The organism is Paenibacillus amylolyticus, assembly GCF_036894225.1.
GTDB lineage: Bacteria > Bacillota > Bacilli > Paenibacillales > Paenibacillaceae > Paenibacillus > Paenibacillus amylolyticus.
The window spans coordinates 4891671-4916410 of record NZ_CP145892.1; the positions used below are offsets into that span (position 1 = coordinate 4891671).

The following is a 24740-nucleotide window of genomic DNA, read 5'->3' on the forward strand; positions in this document are numbered from 1 at the left end:
TCCTTATTGAGCTACCATTAGATCAGCTCGTCGTAGATCTCTTTCATTTCTGCAAGCGCTGCAGGGACACGCTCACCGAACCAGGCAACATCTTGCATATCAAGCAGGATATTCGGATACATCCGCGAGAGCGTAGATACCAGAACACCGTGCTCAGCAAGCTTGCTATTTAACAAAATATCAAAAGACATCAATTCAAACGTATAATCAGCCGTATCCGTTAGCGGTTCCGTGCAGCAGTGATAAGAAGCACAGCCAGACGGCCCTTGAACAATTAAAGGCAGACCTACCTTCGCTGCTTCCTGGCAGAGTATGTCATGCATCATCTCAGCGTGGCGGTTCATGCTGTGCATCGCCTGTCCTCCATTGCGTCCCAACATTTCCAGCGTAGCTTTTACAGCAGCTGTACCTAATGGATAGCCATTAAACGTACCCGCATGAATTACTTTTTTGTCTACAAGCAACTTCATGATATCCGCTCGGCCAACCAGGGCTGACACCGGAACTCCGCCACCCGCGATTGCCTTCCCAAGTGTAGTCAGATCAGGCGTTACACCGAATAACTGTTGGGCACCACCGAGACCCATACGGAATCCTGTTATAATCTCATCAAAAATGAGCACGACCTGGTACTGATCACATAACTGTCTGACTTTTTGCAGATAACCCGGAGCAGGCATGACTCCGCCTCCATTTACACAAACCGGCTCCATGATTACTGCTGCAATGTCGTCTCCATGCTGGCGAAATAGTTCCTCCAGGCGGGGTGCGTCATTCCATGGCAAGAGGTAGGATTGAGATTCCATGGCATCCCTTGCCCTCCCCTTTGTTCCTTTCATGTCACCAGGATAGTCTGAAGGTACAGGCAGACCTGTACGTGCAGTCTTGCCACCCATAATATTGTCCGCATTGCCATGATAATGGCCTTCAAAACGTACAAAGCGATTTTTACCTGTCCACGCCCGGGCAAGACGAAGTGCATTCTGGACAATCTCCGTGCCTGATAACCCAAAACGAATCATCTCTGCTGAAGGTACATATTGATGGATCAGTTCCAGAGCCTCTGCATCCAGATCGCAATGACTTACGGAAAGAACACGGTCAATGGTATCCTTCAGACACTCGTTATACTCCTCGTTGCCGTGGCCAACAATGAGGGCACCAAAGCGGGCATATAGATCCAAATACTCGTTGCCGTTCATGTCCGTCACTCTGCTTCGGGAAGCATGCTTGAAATGGAGCGGCGTCTCTTCCCAAGGAAGGTGAAAATTATAGTGCACACCACCAGGCAGCCATTGTTTCACCCGCTGATTGTACTGCATCATCTCCGTGATCATCCCTTATCGCCTCCCCCACTTGTCTGGTTTACTGCTTCATATCGCTCCAGTAACCTGGACCGATCTTGCGGATCATCCAGCGAATAGGCTGCAGGCAAGGTCTTATTCTCAGCCAGCATATTTCTTACGCTCTGGCCTGGACCGATATCGATCCATACCGTCGCTCCCAGATTTTGAACACGTGCCAATGCCTGATTCCAGCGAATGGGTTGCAAAAGCTGGCTGCTCAGCAGCTTAGGAATGTCCTCGGCTCCGCGAATGAACTCACCATGTACTGTAGAGCATATGGGAAACACCGGTGCAGAGAAGGAAATCCCTGCAAGCATCTCTTCAAGCTCAGGCTGAATGAACTGCATCAACTCGCTATGATAAGGTGCATCTGCCTTCATTGGCATCATGCGAAAAGGAATGAATTCCCCACCGTAGCCATCCACCTGATCATCCAGCAATTGAAGACCCTTCGCAGTACCTGCGACGACAAACTGTCCCGGTGAATTATAACCGGAGATCGTCACATACTCGTTCTGACGAATATTCCCGACTAATTCTTCAAGCGCTTCTTGGGTTACATCAACGACAATACCCGCTCTCCCTTTTTGCTCCTGAATGGAGCGATGCATCAACGCACCACGCTGAGCTGCAAAACGGATTCCATCAGCAAATCGCAATGCTCCCGCCGCTACTAAAGCCGAAATCTCCCCCAAACTGTGACCTACTGCATAATCTGGAGTCATTCCAGTCCGGCGAACAAATGAGTCAAATAAAACGTAGCTTGCCGTCAGTACAGCAGGCTGAGCATATTCAGAGACCGTCAATTGATCCAGGGTCCCTTCCATAACCAGTGCCTTCAAATCAAATCCGATCACCTCGCTCGCTTCCGCAAAGATCTGATTCGCCTCCGGCTCACTGTCCAACAACTCGCTACACATTCCGATATACTGGCTGCCCTGGCCGGGAAATAGCGCACAGAACGTCATACGCTACCGCCACGCTTGTAATAGGCTTTTAATCCGTAATGCGAGATCATCTCCTGTTGCATCTGAGAGGAACCTTCAATAATCTCCAGAATTTTGGCTTCCTTATACAGCCTGGCAACAGGATATTGGTTACTAATTCCGTTCGCACCATGAACCTGTAGCGCATCACTTGCAACTTCAACAGCAACTTTGGACGTAAAATATTTGGCGATCGTTGTCTCCATGGCGGCCTGCGGGTCCTTGGCTTCTCTCAGCTCGGCTGCACGTAAACATAATGCTCGTGCTGCATGGACTTTTGTCACCGCATCTCCAATCATGCCGCGAATCAGCTGAAAATGACTCAGCTTCTGATCAAATTGCTTCCGCTTCCTTGAGTAAGTCACCATGGCATCCAGCGCTTCCTGCGCAATCGCCAGCCCTGCCCAGGCAATGCTATATCTGCCCTGGTCCAGCGCCCCGGTTACGATGTACTCAAAACCTTCATTCAGACGTCCAATAATGTGATTCTTTGGTACACGCACCTCATGGAGATCAATCTCAGCTATACCTGTCTCTCCCGCAACCATGACACCTTCAATAGGTTGGGTCTGTACACCCTCAAACTGGCGTTCGACCCAAAAAGCAGTGCTTCGTCCCTGATTCGAGGCAATAATGATAAATACATCTGCCAGATGTCCAAACGTGATCCACTTCTTTTTTCCATTCAAAACATAACAGTCCGATTCTTCTCTCCACTCGGTCTTTACACTTTTGGCATCCGAACCAACTTCCGGTTCAGTCAGGCCAAAGGCAGCAATCCATTCTCCCTTCACCAACTTGGGCAGCCAGGACGATTTTTGCTCAGGCGTTCCGAAACGTACCAAAGTTTCACTTACAAGTGAAGTATGTACCGTTAACAAGCTGCGAACGGCTGGAAGAGCCTTGCCAAATACTTCAGTCAACAGCCCGTACGCCTTAGGGCCGAGACCCATGCCGCCATATTCAGCCGGGATCGAGGCAGCCAAGTAACCTTTTTCAGCCATGGCACGGATCAATGTTCTGGGAATGGCTTGCTGTTCTTGAATCTGTTGAGCATAAGGACGAATTTCACGGGCAGCAAACAATTCAGCTTCATGAATGATCTCTTGCTCTACATCCGCTTCAATCATTCGGCAACCCCCTCTTGAAGAAGAGATTCATTGAGATAAGCGGCGAACTCGGCAATTGTTTTGTATTCAAACAACGCAACCGGACTGATGTCAACTTGAAGATGCTTACGCGCACGGTTAATGATCTTGAGCGCCTGCACAGATGAGACACCAATTTTCAGAAAATTCATCTCTTCATCGATGTCCTCTGGCTCCTGATTCAACGCTGCAGCAATCTCGCTTTTGAGAAAAAGCTCAATTTCTTCTTTTGTCATATCATGACCTCCGTTCCCTGATTCACATCTATCCAATGTACATACGGCTCGAATGGGTGTGCTGGCAGATGTACGATCTGGCCAGAGCCATTCGGATGTAACTGTTCCCAATCCAGCGCAGCACCACGTACATAAAGCTGTCCCAGCAATAAAGCAAGCTGATCCTCCATGGTAAGTGTCGGCTCGGTAGACAGGCGGATGAAGCTCTCCTTGCCACTGTATTCAAGCTGCTGCACTGTCTGATCTGCAGCAATCATAATTACAATGTCGGCGTTTGGCATCTTGCCAGGTGTGTCTTGCAGACTGTCTAACGTCACTCTGTTGTTCACTGGAGTGGATTGGCTTGCATGAGCGCTGTGATGTTCCTCGCCATCCAGATGTAAACTGGATACAAGTTCCTCTCCTGCAGCTATTCCTCGAATCTCTTGAATGGAAGGGACCAGACGTACAAGTGTCTCAAGCAAAGTCACCCAGTAGTTCAAGGTTGATACCGTATCTTCATTAGAATCGTCTGGCCTGATTACCTTACGAGCTTGAGCCTCATCTTCTCCGCGAATCTCATGCCCCCCAACCACAATATTGACACGAGCAGCTCGGTTTCTAGGCTTGAAGCCAAATTCCATCTCTTCGATGTTCCACTCTCCGGTTGAGCTGACAGCTACTGCTGCACGATACCGATAATGTTTTCTATATCTGTTTCGGGTAAAACAAAGATCCTCTAGTGCTAGGTCCGCATGTTTCTTCACATATTGCTCCGTGTTATCAATCAGCTTTTTTAAAGCCTGCTCTGATTTCGCAGAGAACGTTAACAACTGGCCACGTGCCGGGGCAGCTGTACGGACAGGGGCTTTCCATTCTTCCAGCACAATGTGGGCATTCGTACCTCCCAGGCCAAAAGAACTGATGCCTGCCTTCCGTGTCTTTCCTTCAGGTACATCCCACGTTTTATGCTCGCTAACGATATGGAACGGCGATTGCTCCAGTCGGAGGGCCGGATTCGGATTATCCATATGCAGACTTGGTGCCAGTTCCCCATGCTGCATACTGAGCAGAACCTTGGCAAGACTGGCTCCACTGGAGGCTGCAAATAAATGACCAATATTGGTTTTGACTGAACCTAATCCAATCGAATTGTCGCTTGTATATCCCTTTTCCCGGAACAGTCGGAGCAAGGCATTCACCTCGATCGGATCTCCAATCCTTGTCCCCGATCCATGTGCTTCAATATAAGAAATCTCGCTGGGGTTTAGGTTGGCGTCGCGATAAGCGGCACGGAGTACCTCATATTGCCCCTGAGGGTTGGGTGCCATAATGCCCAGGGAATATCCGTCGTTATTCACCGCTGTCCCGCGAATCACACCATAAACATGTTTATTGTTGCGAATTGCCTCTGTTAGCGGCTCCAAATATACAACAACAGCACCTTCTCCCAAGACTGAACCATCTGCTTCCCGGTCAAATACCTTCGTATGTTGAGTGGAAGAACAGATTCCAGCATTGCGTGATAGTTGATGAACATGCGGTGTAGCCAAAATGTTCGCTCCACCTACAACTGCCCCAGAGATACGCTTGTCCTGAATGGCCGCCACAGCTTGTGTCAGTGCTACCAGAAAAGAAGAACATGCTGTATCTATGGACAGTGCCGGCCCTGTAAAATTGTACATGTGTGAAATGGAGGCCGCTGCAATATTGGACATATTGCCTACCATAGCGTGAGAATGAACAGCCTTTCCAAGACTCCGGTTCATATAATCAATAACCAGATCGAAGTATGTGCTTGGGTTAATCCCTACATACACACCCACATCACGCTTATCCTCATGATCCACGAGCATACCTGCATCCTCCAGCGCCTCATGAGCAACTTCCAGCAGCTTGCGATGCTGCGGATCCATAAATGCAGCTTGTTCAGACGGGATTTCAAAGAACTCATGATCAAACGTATCCGGTTGCTTCAGTTCCCCAATCCAGTCATCCCAACCGGGTTGCTTGGAACGTGTTGCACGCTCTAAGCTAACCCGGTCAACACTATCTAACCCGTTAACCAGATTGCCCCAGAACTGCTCTTGGGTGTCGGCATCAGGCAGACGCAGAGACAGTCCGGTAATAGCAATAGCACGATGTACATTCAGGTGATTATCTGTTGTTTCAGCTTGTTCAAAGCCCTTCGTTTCTGCTGGAAGTTCCTGCAGATATTCCACCATCTCACGTACTGTACTGCAAAAAACAAGTAGTTCTTGTCCTAATTCACGTCCCATATGTGCAGACAGCTTGTCAAGTAATTGATAAGAGAGAATGGAATTGCCTCCAAGTGCGAGAAAAGAAGTATCCATCTCAATCTTTCCTGCGGGCAATTGAAGAATTTCGGCCCAGGCTTTACGTACGGTATATTCCAAAGACGATGCGGAAACCGTCTCGTGTCCTTGCTGTTGTGTGTTTTCGCGAATCAGCTCTTCAATGGCCGCGATGTCCTTGGTAAATACTCCACGCTCATATTCGTTTCTCAGCATGAAGCGCTGGACCTTGCCACTCGTCGTTTTGGGAATAACCTTGATTGGGAGAACATGGGTGATCTCAATACCCAATCCAGCCCTCATACGTTGGATCAGATCCTGTCGCACCTCCAGAAACTGTGGAGCGCCCGATTTGTATTTAACAAATACAAGCAGTTCCTCTACTTGTTTGAGGCTGTTAAAGTGCCCGACTACCGTCAGATTCCCTCTCGGAATGCTGCTATTCTGGTACAAAATTTCTTCAAGATCATGCGCATAATGGTTCTGTCCCCGAATAAACACAATGTCCTTGATTCGTCCGCTTACAACCAGGGAGCCGTCAGCCATATAACCCAAGTCTCCAGTGCGAAGCCACCCATCCACATACATTTCACGATTGATCTCCGGAAGACTGTAATATCCGGAGGTTACCGATTCCCCACGAATCTGGATTTCGCCAACAACCCGCTCATCCAGCACTTCACCCTGTTCATCCGCAATCCGGATCTGAATCCCTGTCATGGGATATCCTTCATGAACAAATTCGATCACATCCGAAGTATGGCTATCACTGCTAGGTAGCTGGACTGGCACAGCCAGTCCTTCCTGCACCAGCCGTGTACGCGAAATACGTTCAATTCGTGGCTCTTCCCCCAGTCTGGAGGTACATACACCTACTGTCGCTTCTGCCATGCCATATGCAGGAAACATCATATTGGGACGATAGCCACAAGAGCTGAATTTTTTGACAAATCGCTCGATAACAGACGTTGATATAGGCTCTGCACCATTCAAGGTCATACGCAGTGAAGACAGATCAAGCGTTGAGAGCTTGGAATCCGGGATCTTCTGAACCATCCATTCGAAACCGAAATTGGTACAGCAAAACCATTTTCCCTGATGCTCCGTAATCTTGCGCAAGAACAGATAAGGCGACCGTACGAAGGTATAAGGTGACATCACCATGATGTTGGCTCCACTCAGGACGGGTGTCAGATGCTGTCCAAATATCCCCATATCATGCGTATGCGGCAACCAGGTAAACACATTATCTCCTTCTTCAGCTCCAAGAAAAGTCTTGCATGCAATACTGTTGGCGATAATATTGTGATTTGTTAACTGCACACCTTTGGGAATTCCCGTGCTTCCTGATGAGAATTGCAGGAACACAATGTCATCAGGAGAGGTTGGGCATAGATCAGCCATCTGCTGGCCTGCTTGAAGCTGGTTCACGCTAATCAACATAAGACCTTTGAATACCGGACTTTCCGCAAGCTGTTTATACTTGGGCATGTAGGCTTCCTCGACGATAACGACTGGACGCCCGAGTACCTCCCACACTTTCGTGAATTTCTCCAGACCGGCTGAGCCTGGTTCCCAGGCAGCCGGAGGACTAACCGGGGCGACAATAATGCCCCCCAGCATACAAGCCCAAAAGGTACGGTAAAATTCCTGTGACTGGTCAATTTCCAAAATAACAACCTGTCCTTGTTGAATGCCTTGCTCCTGAAGAGACTGCAGGTACTTGCGCGACTGCATCAGTAATTCAGGATATGATTCAAACTGTTCGTCACCTGAAGAGCTGATATAGGTCATTCCCTTTTCTGGATGAGTATCTGCAATGTAGATTAGCATCTCAGCCACTGTTGAATAATGTTCTGGCACAATCAGCTCGGGTCCTCGCTGTATGGATTTACTGGACATGTTGCACCTCCTTTGCCTCATTGTGAACTACCACTCTCACATCGCTACCAAGCTTGTCATCAATCAGCTGTTTCATACGTTTGATGTCCAGACCAGCCTGACAGGCCAGATGTACGTACAGACACTCTTCGTCGTAGCGAATAACCCATTCGAATTGGGCGAGTCCCGAATTCGAATCTTGGTCATCCGACGACTGAGACGACATTGAGATCGCTTCGCTGCTGGAGATGAAGCCTTGATAATTAAACAGAATCATCTGACGCGGCTCCTGTTCTGCTTGCCTGTAGGCAGTTCCCAATTGTTCCTGTATGCCATCATATTGTGCCGAGAGGGAAGAATCATGTGTAAGTGCCATAAAGTTAATGCTGTGTCGCTTCGTAAATTCCAGACGTTCCAACAGATCTTCCTGTGTGAATTCACTGTCTACCAGCGCTGGAATCAGATCTAGGAATTCTCCCACATAATCATAGTAGGATTCTTCGCCATACTCCCTTCCGTAATGCACCAGGGCTATTGGCAATTGGCTTATGTTCAGATAAGCCGCAATGATGTTGGAAAAAGTTTCAAAGCATGTCCACCAAACATCTGCAGGCTCCTTCCCTGCAAGGGACAACTCGACAGTCATCGCTGAAGGCGACAATGTTTCTGTTTCCTTCAACTTGTTCATGACGATGGTGTTACATCTATTCCATGCCTGAAGCGAAAATTGTTTCTCCATTTCATCTTCTGATACCCCTATGGGGCCTTGAGACAGAAAATTTACATAATCCTCATAATTTCGTACTTGGTACAGAAGATCACTCTCGATCTCTATACCTTGCGGTCTATATAATGCCTTCGATTCAAGTTGCTGCTTGATGATCTGGGCACTCATACCATCAAACGCAAGGTGATCAAAACTCCAAATCAGCTTATGCTCTGTGGCTCCTGTACGCAAAATACACAGACGCCAAGGTAGTTCCTTCAACGTATACGTTTTGTGTAACAGAGACTGAACCAGTTTGTACTCCAACTGCTCAATCGTAGCCGAAGCATAATGACGAATATCAAGATATGGGATAAGCTGTTGCAGCATGTCCGCCGCTAACGACATATCACATGGATGCCAATACAATTGTTCTTCCTCATATATCATGCTGTGCAGCAACTGATGCCGGGATATAACCCCAAGAATCAGGTGTTTTACAGCTTGTTCATTCAATTCGCCTTCCAGCGTTGTTGTAAATCCGCTTGCTCGTGAAGTCGTAGAAGCATGTGCTTGTTGAATTGGAGATAGTGGGAATTGACCCATAGGGGTCATGCCCGCCATAAAAGATGAAACCTGATTGCAGCTGTTTAAGACATGCAGGACCAGGCTGTCCAGTTGTTTCTCATGAAGTGTTATGTCCTGTGGTATGACTATCGGGGACTGAATATGCAGGCTATCTTCGGACCAAACTGACGCCGGAGGATTAATATCTACCAATTTGGCAAGTCCTCTAACTGTCGGATATTGGAATAATTCGTTCACATTGATGGCAATTCCTTCTTTTGCCAAAATTTGAGTGAATGCAATCGCTTTGAGCGAATGCCCCCCATTTTGAAAGAAGTGATCTTCCACACTAATGCCTGGATTACCCAGGATCTGTCGCATGGCGGCAAGAATGACACGCTCTGTTTTTGTCCGAGGTGAACTCATCTCCTGCTGCTCTTCAACCAAATGCTCGGACAATGCTCTTCGGTCCACTTTGCCATTGGCATTAATCGGGAGATGATCCATTCGAATAATGCGTGCAGGTACCATGTACTCTGGCAGCTGCTGGTGAAGTTCTCTTCGAATATACTCAGCATCTGCTCCAGTATCGGTTGTATAAAAAACGGCAATGTATAGACTTCCTGATGATTCTGTAGCTGTCATGACAAAGGCATCACGAACTCCCGAAAGACGCTCCACGCAGTTGCCTATCTCCGATAACTCAATGCGGAAACCTCTAATTTTGACCTGGAAATCCGAACGTTCAATAAAAATCAGACTGCCGTCAGCCAGACGTTTGACGATGTCACCTGTCCGATACATTCGTTCTCCCTTGCGGAAGGGATCATCAAGAAAGTGTTTTCTGGTAAGATCCTCACGGTTAAGATATCCAATACCTACCGCATCCCCACTGATATACAGTTCACCTGGAACGTTCGGTGGCACAGGCTTCAGCTCATCATCCAGAACATACAAGGCTGTGTTAGACAGGGGCTGACCTATGGGCAGTGAGCCAGTATAAGGCTCTGTTTGCTGTAATAAGTGGTAGGAGGCAAAAAAGGTTGCTTCCGTTGGCCCATATCCATTTAACAGCCTGCCCGGTCCCACGCATGCAAGCGCTTTGTTGGCATGACTCACCGATGCAGCTTCACCACCAAACATCACTCTACGCACATTCTTCAAGCAATCAGCATCCCAATCCACCAGCATATTAAACAAGGATGTCGGAATATAAAATACTGAAATCCGTTGCTGTTGGATGACATCCGCCAAACGAGCCATATCCAAAATGGTCTCTTTTGAGATTAATACAAGAGTAGCGCCATTTATTAATGAAGCAAAAATATCGAAAATGGAACCGTCAAACGCATAGTTAGAAATTTGCAGGATACGATCCTCTGGCACGACGGTAACAAAATTACTATTTTTCATGACTTTGGTCACATTGCGATGACTCATCACAGTCCCTTTCGGGGTTCCTGTTGACCCTGATGTATAAATGATATAAGCCGGGTCAAGAGCAGTCTTGTTCATATGTTCAACGGGCTCCTGCATGTCTCCTGAATCAAATGCTGCCAGTTCATCTGCTGGCACGATACAAGGAACTACAGATTGCCACGTAGAGGCATACGCCGCTTCAGTCAATAACACAGCCGCATCGCAATCTTGCAAAATAAATTCAATTCTCGATGGAGGCGAAGCCGGGTCAATCGGAACATAACTGCAACCCACTTGGAGTGTAGCAAGAATACTGATCATCTGGATCGGTCCACGGTCCAGAATGAGAGCAATACTAGAGCCTGATTTCACCCCTTGTCCAAGCAACCTGAACGCCAGCCACTGAACACGGTCATACAGATCCGCATAGCTCCATTCACCGCCTTCCCAGACCAATGCTGTCTTCTGTGCATGCACATGAACTTGTTCCTCGAATAATTGGGAAATGGTCGCATCTCGCGGATACTGGGCGGCATTATCGTTGACTCCGTACAGCAGCCATTCCTCTTCCTCCGGTGTAGTGAGCTTAATCTGACCAATTCGTTCATTATCCCCTGTTGTGATCTGAGACAGGATATACCGGAATTTATCCAGCATCAGTTCCATGGACTCGGCTTTAAACAAATCTGAGCGATAGTCAAGTTCAACCGTGTAACATTGTTTATGTTCGACCAGTGTCCAAGTCAGATCAAATTTGGCATCCACCTTACCTTCGACCCATGGTTCAAGCATCAGTTCCCCGGCTTCAGGATCATCGGTTCCCATATTAATGTAATTTAGCACCACATCAAATAGGGGGTTGCGGCTTAAATCACCGAATAGACCAAGTTGTTCCACCAGTGCTTCATAAGGATATTGTTGATGCTCATAACAGGATAACAGCTTGCCTCGCATCTCATTCAAATACGCCTCTGTGGAGCATTCTCTGTCCATGCTGGTGCGAATGGCAAGCATGTTCACGAACATACCCATAACGTTATTGAGTTCTGGCTTCTCACGCCCCGCAACCGCTGTACCAACGACCAAGTCGTCTTGACCCGTATACTTCCAGATTAATAGATTCAAAGTTGCCATAAACAACATATAGGGTGTAAGCCCTTGTTGAGTACAGAAGTCATTGACCTGTGTGCTTAACGACTCACCAAGTTCAATGGAACGTCTGTCTCCGCTGTAGGATGACGCGCCATGTCTTGGGAAGTCTGTAAGCAATTCAACCGGTGCAGGCATGTCCTCGAATTCCCGTATCCAAAACTCGGCGTCTTCAACAGATTGTGCATGTGACGCAGCTTCATCACGCCATTCCGCATAATCCTTATACTGAATATCAAGAGATTGCAATGTTTCTCCTCTGTACATGCGAGCAAAATCCTGCATCAGGATAGCAATGGAACTCTGATCCGAAATGATATGATGCATGTCGATGAATAAGATGTGTTCCTCTTGAGAAAGGCGAATGAGCTTAACACGAACCAATGGTGCGCTGGTCAGATCAAAAGGCTTGATCCATTCCATGACCTGTTCTAACCCTGCCGTTTCTAATTCCAGCAACTCCACCACGTTTGGAACCTGATCCTCCACAATTTGGAAAAGCTCACCATCAATCATTTCAAATCTGGTACGGAATGCTTCATGTCTCTCTACCAGTGCATTCATTATTAATCTGAATTGCGTAGGGTCAAGTTTTCCCCTTACCCTATAAGAGCTGGCGAGATTGTATGCCGTACTCTCACCTTTCATCCACTCATGCACCACATACATTCTTCGCTGTGCAGAAGTGGTCTTGTATTTCTCTTTCTTAGTTACAGGCAAGATTGGGTCCACTGAATCAGAGTCACTTGTAACCTGATGTTCAGCAATCCATTGAACCATGTGTTCAAATACAGAATGATCAAAAACCTCTTCCAGCCCCAAATTTAATCCAAACATTTCTTTAATCCTCGACGCCAAGGAAATCGCTTTTAATGAATGACCTCCAAGCTCAAAGAAATCATCTTCAAGGCCGACTGCTCCATTACCAAGCAACTCCTGCCACAATTGCGATAATACATGCCTTATCTCATCATCAGTCCGTTGAACCCTGACTTTCCCGGATGGAGATTGGTCTAATGCTGCGATAGAACCCGCTGCAACCTGCGACATACCTGCAAGCTGATACAACGCAACATCATGTTGATGAACAATGGGATCAAAGGAATACGTCGGCAGGGAGATTTTTTGCCTACGGCCCGTTCCGTTTAACTGTTCCCAATCCAACTCCATGCCAGAGCACCAGCAAAAAGCAAGTACTTTCATTAAATACACGTCTGCCTCAAGCAAGCTCTGACGATCTCCAGTAAGAGCAATGATGTTTGGCTCTGAAAATGAATCCGGGGCTATTTGTTCTGTATCCTGCTGCTGATTCGAAACGATCCACAACGTATGCCAATCAGATTCAGAAAGCGTCTTGCGATTTAGCAGCGTAAACAGGAAATTTGGAGATAACAGTGGTGCAATACTCGACGCAAGGTCTGTTACAGTTACATCTGTCATCCTTCCTGTCAAAGCATCTGACAATGCTCCTTCTTCTAGTGACCAATGCTCCAAATTGTATAGAAGCCCCACGGCATGTACTGGATCAAGTGCATCACTAATAACCAACCCCACGAGTTCGCCAACGCCTTGTCCACAGACAGCATCTGGCTTGACACCAAGCTGCATCACGGTTTTATAAAGAGCATATTGCACAACAAAGCACTGCATGCGCTCAAGCCTTGAATCGATTAACGATCGCCCTATGCCTTGGCGGATGGCATACTGTTCCTTGGACTCAAAGAGGTTCAGTATCTCTTCAAAGTGCTGTTTGAATATCTCCGAGACCTGGCTGCGATACACAGAAGCATATAGTTCCCGAATCTTGCGCGCTTCCCAACTTGCATTTCCGCTGAGATAAAACATGACCTTAGGCTTCCCATTCATCACACTTGCCTGTGTCTCAAACTCTACAGACTGCTCGCTTGGCGGAATATAACCGTCTACAACGATTAGTGCTTTACGATGAACGAATCTGCTTCTTCCCTTCTGTAGCGTCCACGCAGCATTGGGCAACTGCTCCGGCAATGCATGGATTGCCTGTAGAACCGAATCATACGTGCGTTCCAGCGCAGATTCACTTTTGGCCGAGAAGGGTAGCAGAAGCAATGATTCATAATTGGCTTGGCTCTCTTGGACGGGCGGCTGCTCCAGAATGACGTGAGCATTGGTACCCCCGATCCCAAACGAACTGACACCTGCTCGCAGGATACGCTTCGCGTCTTCTAATGGCTGTGGCTCCCTGTTGATATAGAAGGGACTATGCTCCAGCTTCAACATCGGATTCGTCCGATTCATGTGAATCTGTGGCGGAACCACCCGGTGATAAAGCGTCAGTACGGTTTTAATAAAACCGGCGACACCTGCTGCCGCATCAAGATGCCCAATATTGGCTTTCACAGAACCTAGAGCACAATAATTTCTACGATCTGTTCCCCATGACTGCCTGAGCGCTTCAATTTCAATCGGGTCCCCCAGTTTGGTTCCTGTTCCATGCGCCTCCAGATAGGAGATCTCTTTTGGAGACACTCCCGAACGATGCAGGGCTGATTGAATAACCTTGACCTGCCCGGCCACACTCGGTGCCGTATATCCAATTTTGTCCATGCCATCATTATTAATCGCTGAACCTTTAATGACTGCATAGATATGATCTCCATCTCTCTGCGCGTCGCGGAGTGACTTGAGCACAACCATTCCGCATCCATTACCAGACACAGTACCAGATGCCTGCTCATCGAACGGTCTGCAATGACCATCCTTTGAATAAATCATGCCTTCATGCCAGTGATAACCTTCTTTGAGCGGATAGGAGATAGAGACACCTCCCGCAAGTGCCACATCACACTCCCCCCGAATCAGCGATTCAGTAGCTTGGTGGATAGCGACCAAAGAAGTCGAACATGCGGTCTGTACGGCCATACTCGGCCCTCTCAGATTTAATTTGTGAGATACTCGGGTTGTAATATAGTCCTTTTCATTCAAAGTCATGGCTTCAAAAGCCTGTAGCAAATTACCGGAACGACCGAGAAATTGCACCATCCATGGTAAGCTCAATCCACTTCCGGCAAACAATCCTATAGCTCCCTCATAACTGTAAGGATCACACCCGGCATGCTCAAGCGCCTCCCATGAGCACTGATGCAGCAGCCGTATTTGCGGATCCATCATATTGGATTCCTGATGCGGATATTCGAAAAATCCGGAATCAAAATACTCAGTATCTTGCAGTACACCTTTGGCCCGTACATAATCAGGATGTTTGAAGTCTTCCGGTCGTACACCCGCAGCGGTTAGATCCTCCTCATTCAGACGGGTGATACCGTCCTTACCTGCCATTAGGTTATCCCAGAACTCCTCAATATTTCTGGAGCCGGGAAAATGCCCTGCCATGCCAATGACTGCGATATCCGTCGAAGAAGAAATTCTGCTACTGTGTTCTGAAGCAAACGGGATACTCTGTTCCAGTCTGTTCTGATCCGCTCTGCTCTGCTCCACTTTGCTGTGTTCAACTGTGCTCCTCACATACTCTTTTGGAGCTGTTGTCGTGTCCTGGTTCGTAACAGGATATCCAGCTGAAGCAATATGCCCGCTCTCCTCTTGAACCTGTTGTGTAACTGTCGGCAGCATCTGCTCAGCCACCAGATGATTAACAAGTGATGCAATGGAGGAATGCTCAAACAGTTGCACCAGCGGAACGCTTTTATCCAGATAGGCATTCAGCCGATTATTGATCAGAATAAGCCCCAGCGAGTTGCCTCCGATGTCAAAAAAGTGATCATGGATATTAACCGTATCCAGATTCAATATTTCCTTCCACGTTGCAATGAGCATCTGCTCCAGATCAACTTTTGCCCGCTCCATTCCTTGAATCGATGAGCCATAAACCAGAGCCGGGTTATCCCTCTCTGCCGTTTCAAAATCAGCCAGACGAAGGGCATTGCGATTCAGTTTGCCATTAGGCAGCACAGGCAGATTTTCCAGACGAATCAAGCGAGAAGGCATCATGTACTGTGGAAGCCGCTGCTTTAACCAGGTCCGAAGCTGTACGTCTTCATCCCCCATAACGGAAGGCCCAATCCCAGGCTTCAGACTGTAGAAAAGGATTAATTGCAATGAATGTGACTCGGCCCCTTCTACCTTAACGACAGCTTCTCTTACACGTTCATAATTCATCGCTGCCTGCTCAATCTCGTTCAGTTCAATCCGGTAGCCACGAATCTTCACCTGCTGATCTAACCGTCCCATTAACTCAACATCCCCATCCGGCAGTATACGGGCCAGATCGCCAGTTCGGTACAAACGGCCTCCCAAAACATTGGGGTTTGCAATAAATCGGGCATCGGTCTCAGCAGCGTTGTGCAGATAACCGCGGGATAATCCTTTTCCTGCAATGCACAGCTCTCCATAACTTCCAGGTGGCAGTATTTCACCTTCATCATTCAGAATATAAATCTCTGTATTGGTAATGGGCTTGCCAATGGTAATCGCGGCTGTGTCATTCAATTCTTTGGTCGTTGACCAGATCGTAGTTTCCGTTGGTCCATACATGTTAAAGACTCGAGCGGGCGTAAGCCGCTTCAGATCGGTGAGGAGTCCCACAGGGACATTTTCCCCTCCGGTAAGAACACACCGCAGATTGCCCAGCGCCTGAGCGAATTCTGGATTTTCGACAAATGCCTTAATGCGTGAGACCGTGCTAAGAATGTGTGTAACACCATGTTCACGTATTCGACGTGAAGCAAGAGCCGGGTCAAGCTGCTCCTGCTCATTGGCCAGATACAGGGAATATCCGGTGCATAATGGTGTCCACACTTCAAATCCGAAAATATCAAAAGATATGGTCGTTACACTGATGATGCGATCTGTCTCATGTGCAAAAATATGTCGGTGCCTAATGTCCTCAACAAAATTGACCATCGCCTCATGAGTAATCATGACCCCTTTGGGACGCCCTGTTGATCCTGAGGTAAAAATCACACAGGACAGGTCCGAAGACAGGAAGTTTACGTCCGGGTTAACGGATGAGCGCACATCCTGGGCAGTGGGATCATACACAAATCGCTCTCCGCTAAAAGTCACTGTGCCTTCTTCATCAGGCGTACACAGCAATACGTTCATTCGGCTATCTTCGATCATATTCACGATGCGCTGCGGCGGAAAAGCAGGGTCCAGAGGCACATAAGCCGCCCCAGCTTTCAGCACTGCCAATAGCATAATGATCAACGATTCATCTCGTCTGGATAATATGCCTACAGGTTCATCCCGGCGCACACCTTGATCAATCAGCTTCCAAGCCAGCGTATTAGCTTTTTCATTAAGCTCCCTGTAGGTAAAAGAAGCTCCAGATGATACAAGGAGAGCTTTCTTGTCTGGTGTGTGTTCTGCCTGCAGCTCGAACAGCCGATGCAGACCCACCGCAGGAGTGTAATCCAGACGTGGACCAGCAAGACGATGGACTGGGTGCTCATGAGAAATGTTTCTCTCAAACAGTTCGCTCAGAGACAGATTAGGCTGTTGTACAACCTCTTGGCAGAGTCCGATAAACTCCTGCATCATACCTTCAACTGTGTCCTGGCGAAACAGATCCAGCGAGTATTCGATATATCCTTCAATCACCTGCTTCTCCCTGTTTTCTTGACAGGTCATTAACAGATCATAAGTAGACGTACCCGTCTCCACCGGAAAAGAACTGAATTGCAAGCCATGAAGTTCAAGTCCATGCAAATCCATGTTCTGATAATCAAAACAAACATCAAATACCGGATTTCGATTCAACTCACGTGTCACGCCCAGTTGTGCCACAAGCTCATTAAACGGATACTCCTGATACGCAAAAGCATCCAGTGTATGTTGTTTAAGTTCGCGCAAAAAATCAGTGTACGTACGATCAAACGTTGGGAAATTCCGCATCGCAATCATATTGACAAACATGCCTACCGTCTCTTTCCACTCCTCTTGCATCCTTCCTGCAACAGGCGTTCCTACCACAATGTCCTGCTGACCTGAGCGGTGTGCAAGAAGAAGATTCCACACACTTAGCATTACCATATACATGGATGCTTCCGATGAGGAAGCCAGCTCGTGCAAGTTTTGTGTTAACGAACGATTCAACGTGAAATGGAGACGTCCCCCTTGCATGGATCGCTGTGATGGACGCTCATGGTCAAGTGGAAGCTCCAGCACAGGTAAAGAAGGGCCAAGATGGTCCAGCCAGTACGTTTGATGTGAAATGTATTCCTGTGAAGCAAGACGTTGCTGCTGCCATACCGCGTAATCTTTGTACTGCAATCGGACTGCTTGCTCTTTGCCAAAATATAAATCATTGAAGTCACGAGTAATGATTTCGACAGATGTACCATCCGCGATAATATGGTGAATATCAAAGAATAACAGGTGCTTGCGCTCGCCTATCTTAATCAGTTCAACCCGCATAAGCGGAGCTCTCCCCAGATCAAAAGGACGAATCAATGTCTCGATCATCGCAGGCAAATCTTGGTCATCTGCCACATGCTGCTCTGCATAGCCCATACTTAAGCGAACCGAAGGTTGGATGATCTGAACGATCTGACCACCCTGTATCTCAAACGATGTTCTGAGCGCCTCATGATGCTGCATCAACTTCTGCAAAGCAGCATCAACTCTTATACGGTCCAATTCACCTTCAATAATGGTTGCAGACGGTAAGTTGTATGCCGTATTTCCTGGATCAAGCATCGCTTGTGTGAACATACGCATCTGTGCAGAAGAGATTGGATACGCATCCATAGTGGGTGCAGATTGAATTGTCTGTTGGTCCACTTTTGGTTTCGCCATGACATAGAGATGCTCCGCCAGTTGAATAGGCGTTGAATGATTGAAAACATCTGCTACCTCAGGCTGAATTCCTAAATGAGATCGGATCCATGCAGACAAGCTGACTGCTTTGAGAGAATCTCCTCCAACCGCAAAGAAATTAACCTCTTCATCTAGATCATCGATGCCAAAAATCGTTCGATATGCGTCCAGGACAATCTGTTTCAGTTGGTCTGAACCACCAGTATAAACTGTCCCTTTTATTAGAGTAGAGCCACTTCCCTTACCCAGATCTGCATGCTGCCTATCATCCCCGGTACCCATTCCTTCCACTGCTGATGAGCCAGAAAGAGAAACACCGACAGGATAGGATTGTTTGTTGAAAACATAAGTAGGCAGAGAGCATTTGCGTCGTACCGTCTGCCCTTTGAGCACCTTCCAGTCCGGTTCAATGCCTTCGCACCATAACTCCGCAAGTCTGCGGTTCACATAGATACTGTCCTGCTCCGTCTCCCTTACGTGACGTAGCATATTCAGTACCGTCTGGGAATCTCTTGATAGACTGTGCTGTCTGGCAAAGGAGCTTAGCGTTCGTCCTGCACCTACTTCAATTAATACAGCCCGTTCATCCTTTAATACTTCAGCCAGGTTTGATTCAAACAACACCGGCTGTAAAATATGACGGGACCAATAGTCAGGTTGTGTGATTTCATCTCCAAGCGCCCATGTTCCACTGGTGTTGGACAGTAAAGGGATCTGTGGCGCATGAAGTGAATGCTCTGCTAAATAACCTCTAAATTCCTCGGCGGCCTGAATCATCATTGGCGTATGGAATGCATGGGAAGTCTTCACACGAATGCACTTCCAGCCCAGTACTTCAGCCTTGGCTTCCATCCGTGAAATGGCTTCAGCTGTCCCGCCAATCACACTGGAACCTGTAGTATTCACCAGGGCAAGCCACATGTCTTCCTCCAGTTGTGACTTCACCTGCTGTGCATCCACCATAATGGCAAGCATGACCCCGGGTTGTTGTTGCTGCATCAGACGTCCGCGAAGTCGAACTAACTTGACAGCATCTCCGAGTTCGAATACACCCGCTACCGCTGCGGCAGCCAATTCACCAATGCTATGCCCGATCATGCCATCTGGCTTGATGCCCAGATCCAGCAGCGACTTGGCCAGCGCATAACTTGTCATGAACAGTGCGAATTGGCTGTACTCCGTCTGGTTTATTCGCTCAGGGTGCTGATCCCCGTATACAACAGACAGCATATCTTCTCGTTCTTCCGCAGGCAGAAGGTCCAATATTTCCTGAATATAACTTCTGAAGATTGGAGCCAGGCCTGTTTGCTCTGTAGATCTGTATAGTTCTGCACCCATTCCCTGATACTGACTGCCCTGTCCGGGGAACATAAAGTATACGGGACGAGTGCCTTGAGCCGAATGGTATACGCGTGCTTTCCCCAGCTGCTGTATCAGCTTGTCCGGATTATCCTTCCATGTCTTATCCAGAATGAGTGCCTTACGATACGCAAAAACAGATCTACCTGATTGCAAGGTCCACGCTGCGTTCGATACAGATTGATCTGGCTGCTGAGTCAGATGTTCCATAATGCGTTCAGCGGTGCGGTTCAGCGAGTACTCTGTTTTGGCGGAAAAAAGCAATATATTTACGTCATCATCCGGACTGCACTTCTCCATCTCGGGAGCCTCCTCCAATACCATGTGAGCATTCGTGCCCCCCACACCAAATGAATTGATTCCTGCGCGCATGACTCCAACATTGCCCTGTTTCCAGTCCACCCCTTGTGCATTAACTTTAAAAGGCGTATTCAAAAAATCAATTTTGGGATTAGGCTGCTCATAATTCGCTGTTCCAGGGATATAACCTTGTCCAAGACTGAGCGCTACCTTGATTAAACCAACCACACCTGCGGCTGTATCCATATGTCCCACATTGCCTTTGACCGAACCCAGATAACAAAATTGCTTTTGGTCGGAAGCAAAGGCCCGAGTTAACGAGTTTACTTCAATTGGATCACCAAGCAACGTTCCCGTACCATGTGCTTCGATATAACTCACCGTTTCCGGGTCTACTCCGGCTACCTTATAAGCATCCTGAATGACTTCAGCCTGTCCGCTTACGCTAGGAGCAAGAAAACTGAGTTTCTCTTGTCCGTCATTGTTAATTGCTGAGCCTTTGATGACCCCGTAGATATGATCTCCGTCCCGCAGAGCATCGGTTACACGTTTCAACACCACAATTCCCATACCATTGGAGAAGACGGTTCCACTGGCTGACGCATCAAATGGACGACAGTGTCCATCTGTGGAGAACATCATGCCATCCTCAAATATGTAACCCCCTTCATTGGGCAACTCCACGGTGATCCCACCAGCCACGGCCACATCACATTCTCCAACGATCAAAGATTGACATGCCAGATGAGGTGTAACCAATGAAGTAGAACATCCCGTGAGAGCGGTATAGGCCGGCCCTTTTAAGTTCAGCTTATAAGCCATTCGGGTAGCGAGAAAATGATTGGTGCTGAGCGTAAATGCTTCGTATTTACTGCTATAGTTAGCATCATTAAAAAGCACTTGACGGTACCATTCGAAGTCATCGGACCCGCCAAGGAACACACCCACCTTACCCGCTTCATCCGGTCTGCAGCCTGCATCCTCCAGCGCTTCCCATATTCCCTGATACAAAAGTCTGAATTGGGGAGACATCATTTTGGCTTCACCGGGAGTATAGTCAAAGAACCCTGCATCAAACTCATGGATGCCGTTGGCACGTCCTTTTGCCTTGACATAACGAGGTGAACGCAGCAGTGCTTCCTCCACGCCAAGCTCCCTCAATTCATCATCACTATAAAAGTGAATGCTTTCCCGCCGTTCAACAAGGTTACTCCAGAACTCCCTTATATCCTCAGCACCCGGCACATTCACCGCCATGCCCACAATTGCAATGTCCTCACGCATAATGCCATCTTTTCGTTGAAACAATTGTTCCCTTTCAGTCGGTATCCGAACTCCCTCATCTTTCGGACCCAGTGCGGCAAATTGACGCAATGTCGGGCATTCGAAAAAACGAGGCACAGGGAACTCCACATCGGTATAATGCTTAAGTTTATTGTGAGCCTGAATGACAGAAAATGAATTTCCGCCCAATTCAAAGAAATGGTCATCGCGCCCTACTCTCTCAACACCGAGCACTTCGGCCCACACTTCGGCTATAACCTTCTCAAGCTCAGAAGACGGGGCGGTATAGAACGTACTGGAAGCGTGAGCATGCGTGATATCTGCCATGAGTGCCTTCCGGTCAATCTTCCCACTGCTATTCAATGGAAATTCGGATTTATGTACAAAAACGGATGGTATCATATATGCCGGTAACAAACGAGACAGGTGCTCTCTCAATTCGACAGAAGGCAACTCCTGCTCTGAAAGATAGTAGGCATACAGCAAATCGGACCTACCTTCAAATGATTTCATGACTACCACGGTCTGGATGACACCCGGATAGGATGACAGGGTATTCTCAATTTCGCCTGTCTCCAGTCTGGCTCCCTGAACTTTAACCTGAAAATCAATGCGTCCTAGATATTCGATCGTACCACTTGGGAGTGAACGTACCAGATCCCCTGTACGGTACATGTACCTGAAATGCTCTGCGTCCTGTCCTTCTTGAAAGAAAGGATTAGGGACAAACTTCTCTCGGGTCATCTGTTCCAGATTCAGATATCCACGTGCAAGCCCAACACCGCTAAGACAAAGCTCCCCTGGAATACCTAACGGCTGAAGCTCATCTTGATTTCCGACGACATACCATCTGGACTCATTGAGCGGGTAGCCAATCGGTACATTGCCCAAGCCTTCGTAATGGCTTAATGGATAATGAGAAACCCATATGGTGCATTCGGTTGGACCATAAACATTTTCAAGACTTGCTCTAATGCCTAACCTGTTAAATTTCTCAATGATGTCTGGCGTGACTGCCTCTCCGCCAACAAACATCCATTTCAGCGTTTCCAATGCTGACAGATCGGAGCGAAGCTCCATCGTTTCCAGAAAAAGACGGAACAACGTTGGAACAAAGTTGATGTGTGTAACCTTATGTGATGCCACCGTAGACACAATACGAGCAGGGTCTTTTTCTGCTCCAGGCTCAAGAATGCTTAGTGCGCCTTCACCCATGAACCAGCCGAAAAGTTCCGTGGCAGACACATCAAAGGTATATGCTGTTTTCAGCAAGTAAACATCCTGCGCCTGCATCGGAAAACGACGCTCCAGATCAAGCAGTGTATTGACTACGCTATGATTTTCAACCATGACTCCTTTTGGCTTGCCTGTTGATCCGGACGTGTACATGATATAAGCAAGGCTATGCGGATTCAGCGCCTCTTCGAGATTTGAGACATCCCCCGTATAGGCCTGATCTCCCTCAACGTAGATGTACGGGACATCCAGAGTCTCGTCATCTTTTTCGGGCTGCATAGCCAGCACTATGGATATGTCTGCATCCGATAAAATATAGGCCTTTCTGGACAAAGGATAGGAAGGGTCTACAGGCACAAAAGCACATCCGGCTTTTAATACAGCCAATAGGGCAATGACCATATCCGAGGAACGTGGCATCTGCACGCCAACTGCCGCGTTATCACTTTTTTTACTCGCAACGATCTGCCTAGCTAATTGGTTTGCTTTTGCGTTGACTTGCGCATAGGTCTGATGCTGCTTGCCTTCCATTAGAGCTACCCGCTCCGGGAAACGTGCTACTTTATCGTGAAATATATCCATAATATGTTGTGGAGTGTAGGGAAAATAAGAAGTTTGATTGAATCGGTACAGTAAGTTTTCTTTCTCATCCTGCATCAGGAGGCTGAACTCCCTGATTTTTTGCTCAGAATTGGTTACTAGTTGATTCAGCAAGTATAGAAATCGTTGGCCCATTCGCTCCATTGAATCTCCACGGAACAAGCTCGGTTTATATTGCAGCTTCAACTGAGCACCTTGCGGTAAACGGCTCAACACCACCATTAGATCTCCTGGAAACGTAACCTTATCCTGATCCAGAATACGAGTTCCGAGCATATCTTCCTCATAGGAATCATAAACAAAGGAGATATCAAACAACGATGGTGATCCGGGTTGAGCCTGTAACATGCTGTCTCTGACAATGAGGTTATTGGGATATCCGATGTTCCTGTACGTATCCATCCAGGTTGTAGCTACTTGTTGCAGCAGAGGTTTTAGAGTTGATTCGAGGTCAATATGGAATCGCATAGGCAACATATGGACAAAACATCCAATCGTTTCTTCCAAGTCCATACCGGGACGATGAGAATATGGGGAGGCAAAGGTGATATCGTCTGTACCGACATATTTACTCATAAGAATGCCAAAGGCACCCATAAAGAACATAAAAACGGTTACTTCATTATCTTTGGACATCTGTGTAATATCAGCCATTAACGATTCCGAAATATCAAATCGCAGTTCATGACCAATCCCTTCTTGTACAGAACCTGCTGGAAAGTCATGTTTTAGAGAAAGAGGTTCCGCTCCCTTCATTTTGTTTAACCAGTATTCCCGCTCTTTGGAGTACTTGTTTTCGTGTAGTTTCTTGTTCTCTGCCTCAACATAAGAGATGAATCCTTCATCCAGCTTGACATCCACAGGCTGATCTTCAAGAAGACATGTATATGACTGGATAAGTTTGTTTTTCATCAGTTCAAGCGACAAGCCATCACATATTAAATGATGAATACATAAGGTCAGAATATATCGGCTCTTATCCATCTGAACAATCATTATACGGAACAGAGGACCTTTCTCCAGCTCAAAAGGTGTCCCGATGCATTCATCCACCAGTGCTACTAACTGTTGTTCCTTTGGATTCTCCTGATTCTCGCTACTTAGGTCCCACAAGGCAAGTGAATAATCCATATCTTCATGAACGGATAACACGGGTACATCATTTTGAATCTCAATCCGAGTACGCAGCACCACTTGCTCATACATAAGCAATTCGATGGATTGGCGAAATATCTCCATTTGAAGATGATCAAATTGCATTGAAGCTGAGATGTTATACGAAGTGGGATCATTCACCTGACAATCAAAATAGATTCCCTTTTGTGTTTCGGAAAGTTCAACGGTTTTTTGTACCATCACGACCACACCTCATCGTTTAATTGAGATTCAAGCTGTGTAAGGCAAAAAATCAGT

Annotated in this window: 6 protein-coding genes; all 6 read right to left on the minus strand. The window is 47.3% G+C overall.

Annotation, left to right across the window (positions count from 1 at the left end; translation table 11 throughout):
* Positions 1–17: 17 nt before the first annotated feature.
* The 6 genes from V6668_RS21780 to V6668_RS21805 are packed head-to-tail and all read right to left on the minus strand — an operon-like array spanning position 18 to position 24683.
* On the minus strand, positions 18–1337 hold the full coding sequence (locus V6668_RS21780) for an aspartate aminotransferase family protein (protein WP_338706640.1): 1320 nt from the start codon (positions 1335–1337) through the stop codon (positions 18–20).
* The gene (locus V6668_RS21785; protein WP_338706642.1) at positions 1334–2314 is read right to left on the minus strand and encodes an ACP S-malonyltransferase; all 981 of its coding nucleotides are present in this window, start codon (positions 2312–2314) and stop codon (positions 1334–1336) included. The genes V6668_RS21780 and V6668_RS21785 overlap by 4 nt, the downstream gene beginning before the upstream one ends.
* Positions 2311–3462, minus strand: a complete 1152-nt coding sequence (locus V6668_RS21790) for an acyl-CoA dehydrogenase family protein (RefSeq protein WP_036615204.1) — start codon at positions 3460–3462, stop codon at positions 2311–2313. Before V6668_RS21790 ends, V6668_RS21785 begins: the two co-directional genes overlap by 4 nt.
* Positions 3459–3716, minus strand: a complete 258-nt coding sequence (locus tag V6668_RS21795) for an acyl carrier protein (RefSeq protein WP_036668520.1) — start codon at positions 3714–3716, stop codon at positions 3459–3461. Before V6668_RS21795 ends, V6668_RS21790 begins: the two co-directional genes overlap by 4 nt.
* Positions 3713–7912, minus strand: a complete 4200-nt coding sequence (locus tag V6668_RS21800) for a beta-ketoacyl synthase N-terminal-like domain-containing protein (protein ID WP_338706646.1) — start codon at positions 7910–7912, stop codon at positions 3713–3715. Before V6668_RS21800 ends, V6668_RS21795 begins: the two co-directional genes overlap by 4 nt.
* Positions 7902–24683, minus strand: coding sequence for a non-ribosomal peptide synthetase/type I polyketide synthase (locus V6668_RS21805; protein WP_338708985.1), 16782 nt, complete (start codon positions 24681–24683; stop codon positions 7902–7904). Before V6668_RS21805 ends, V6668_RS21800 begins: the two co-directional genes overlap by 11 nt.
* Between the last annotated feature and the right edge of the window lie 57 nt (positions 24684–24740).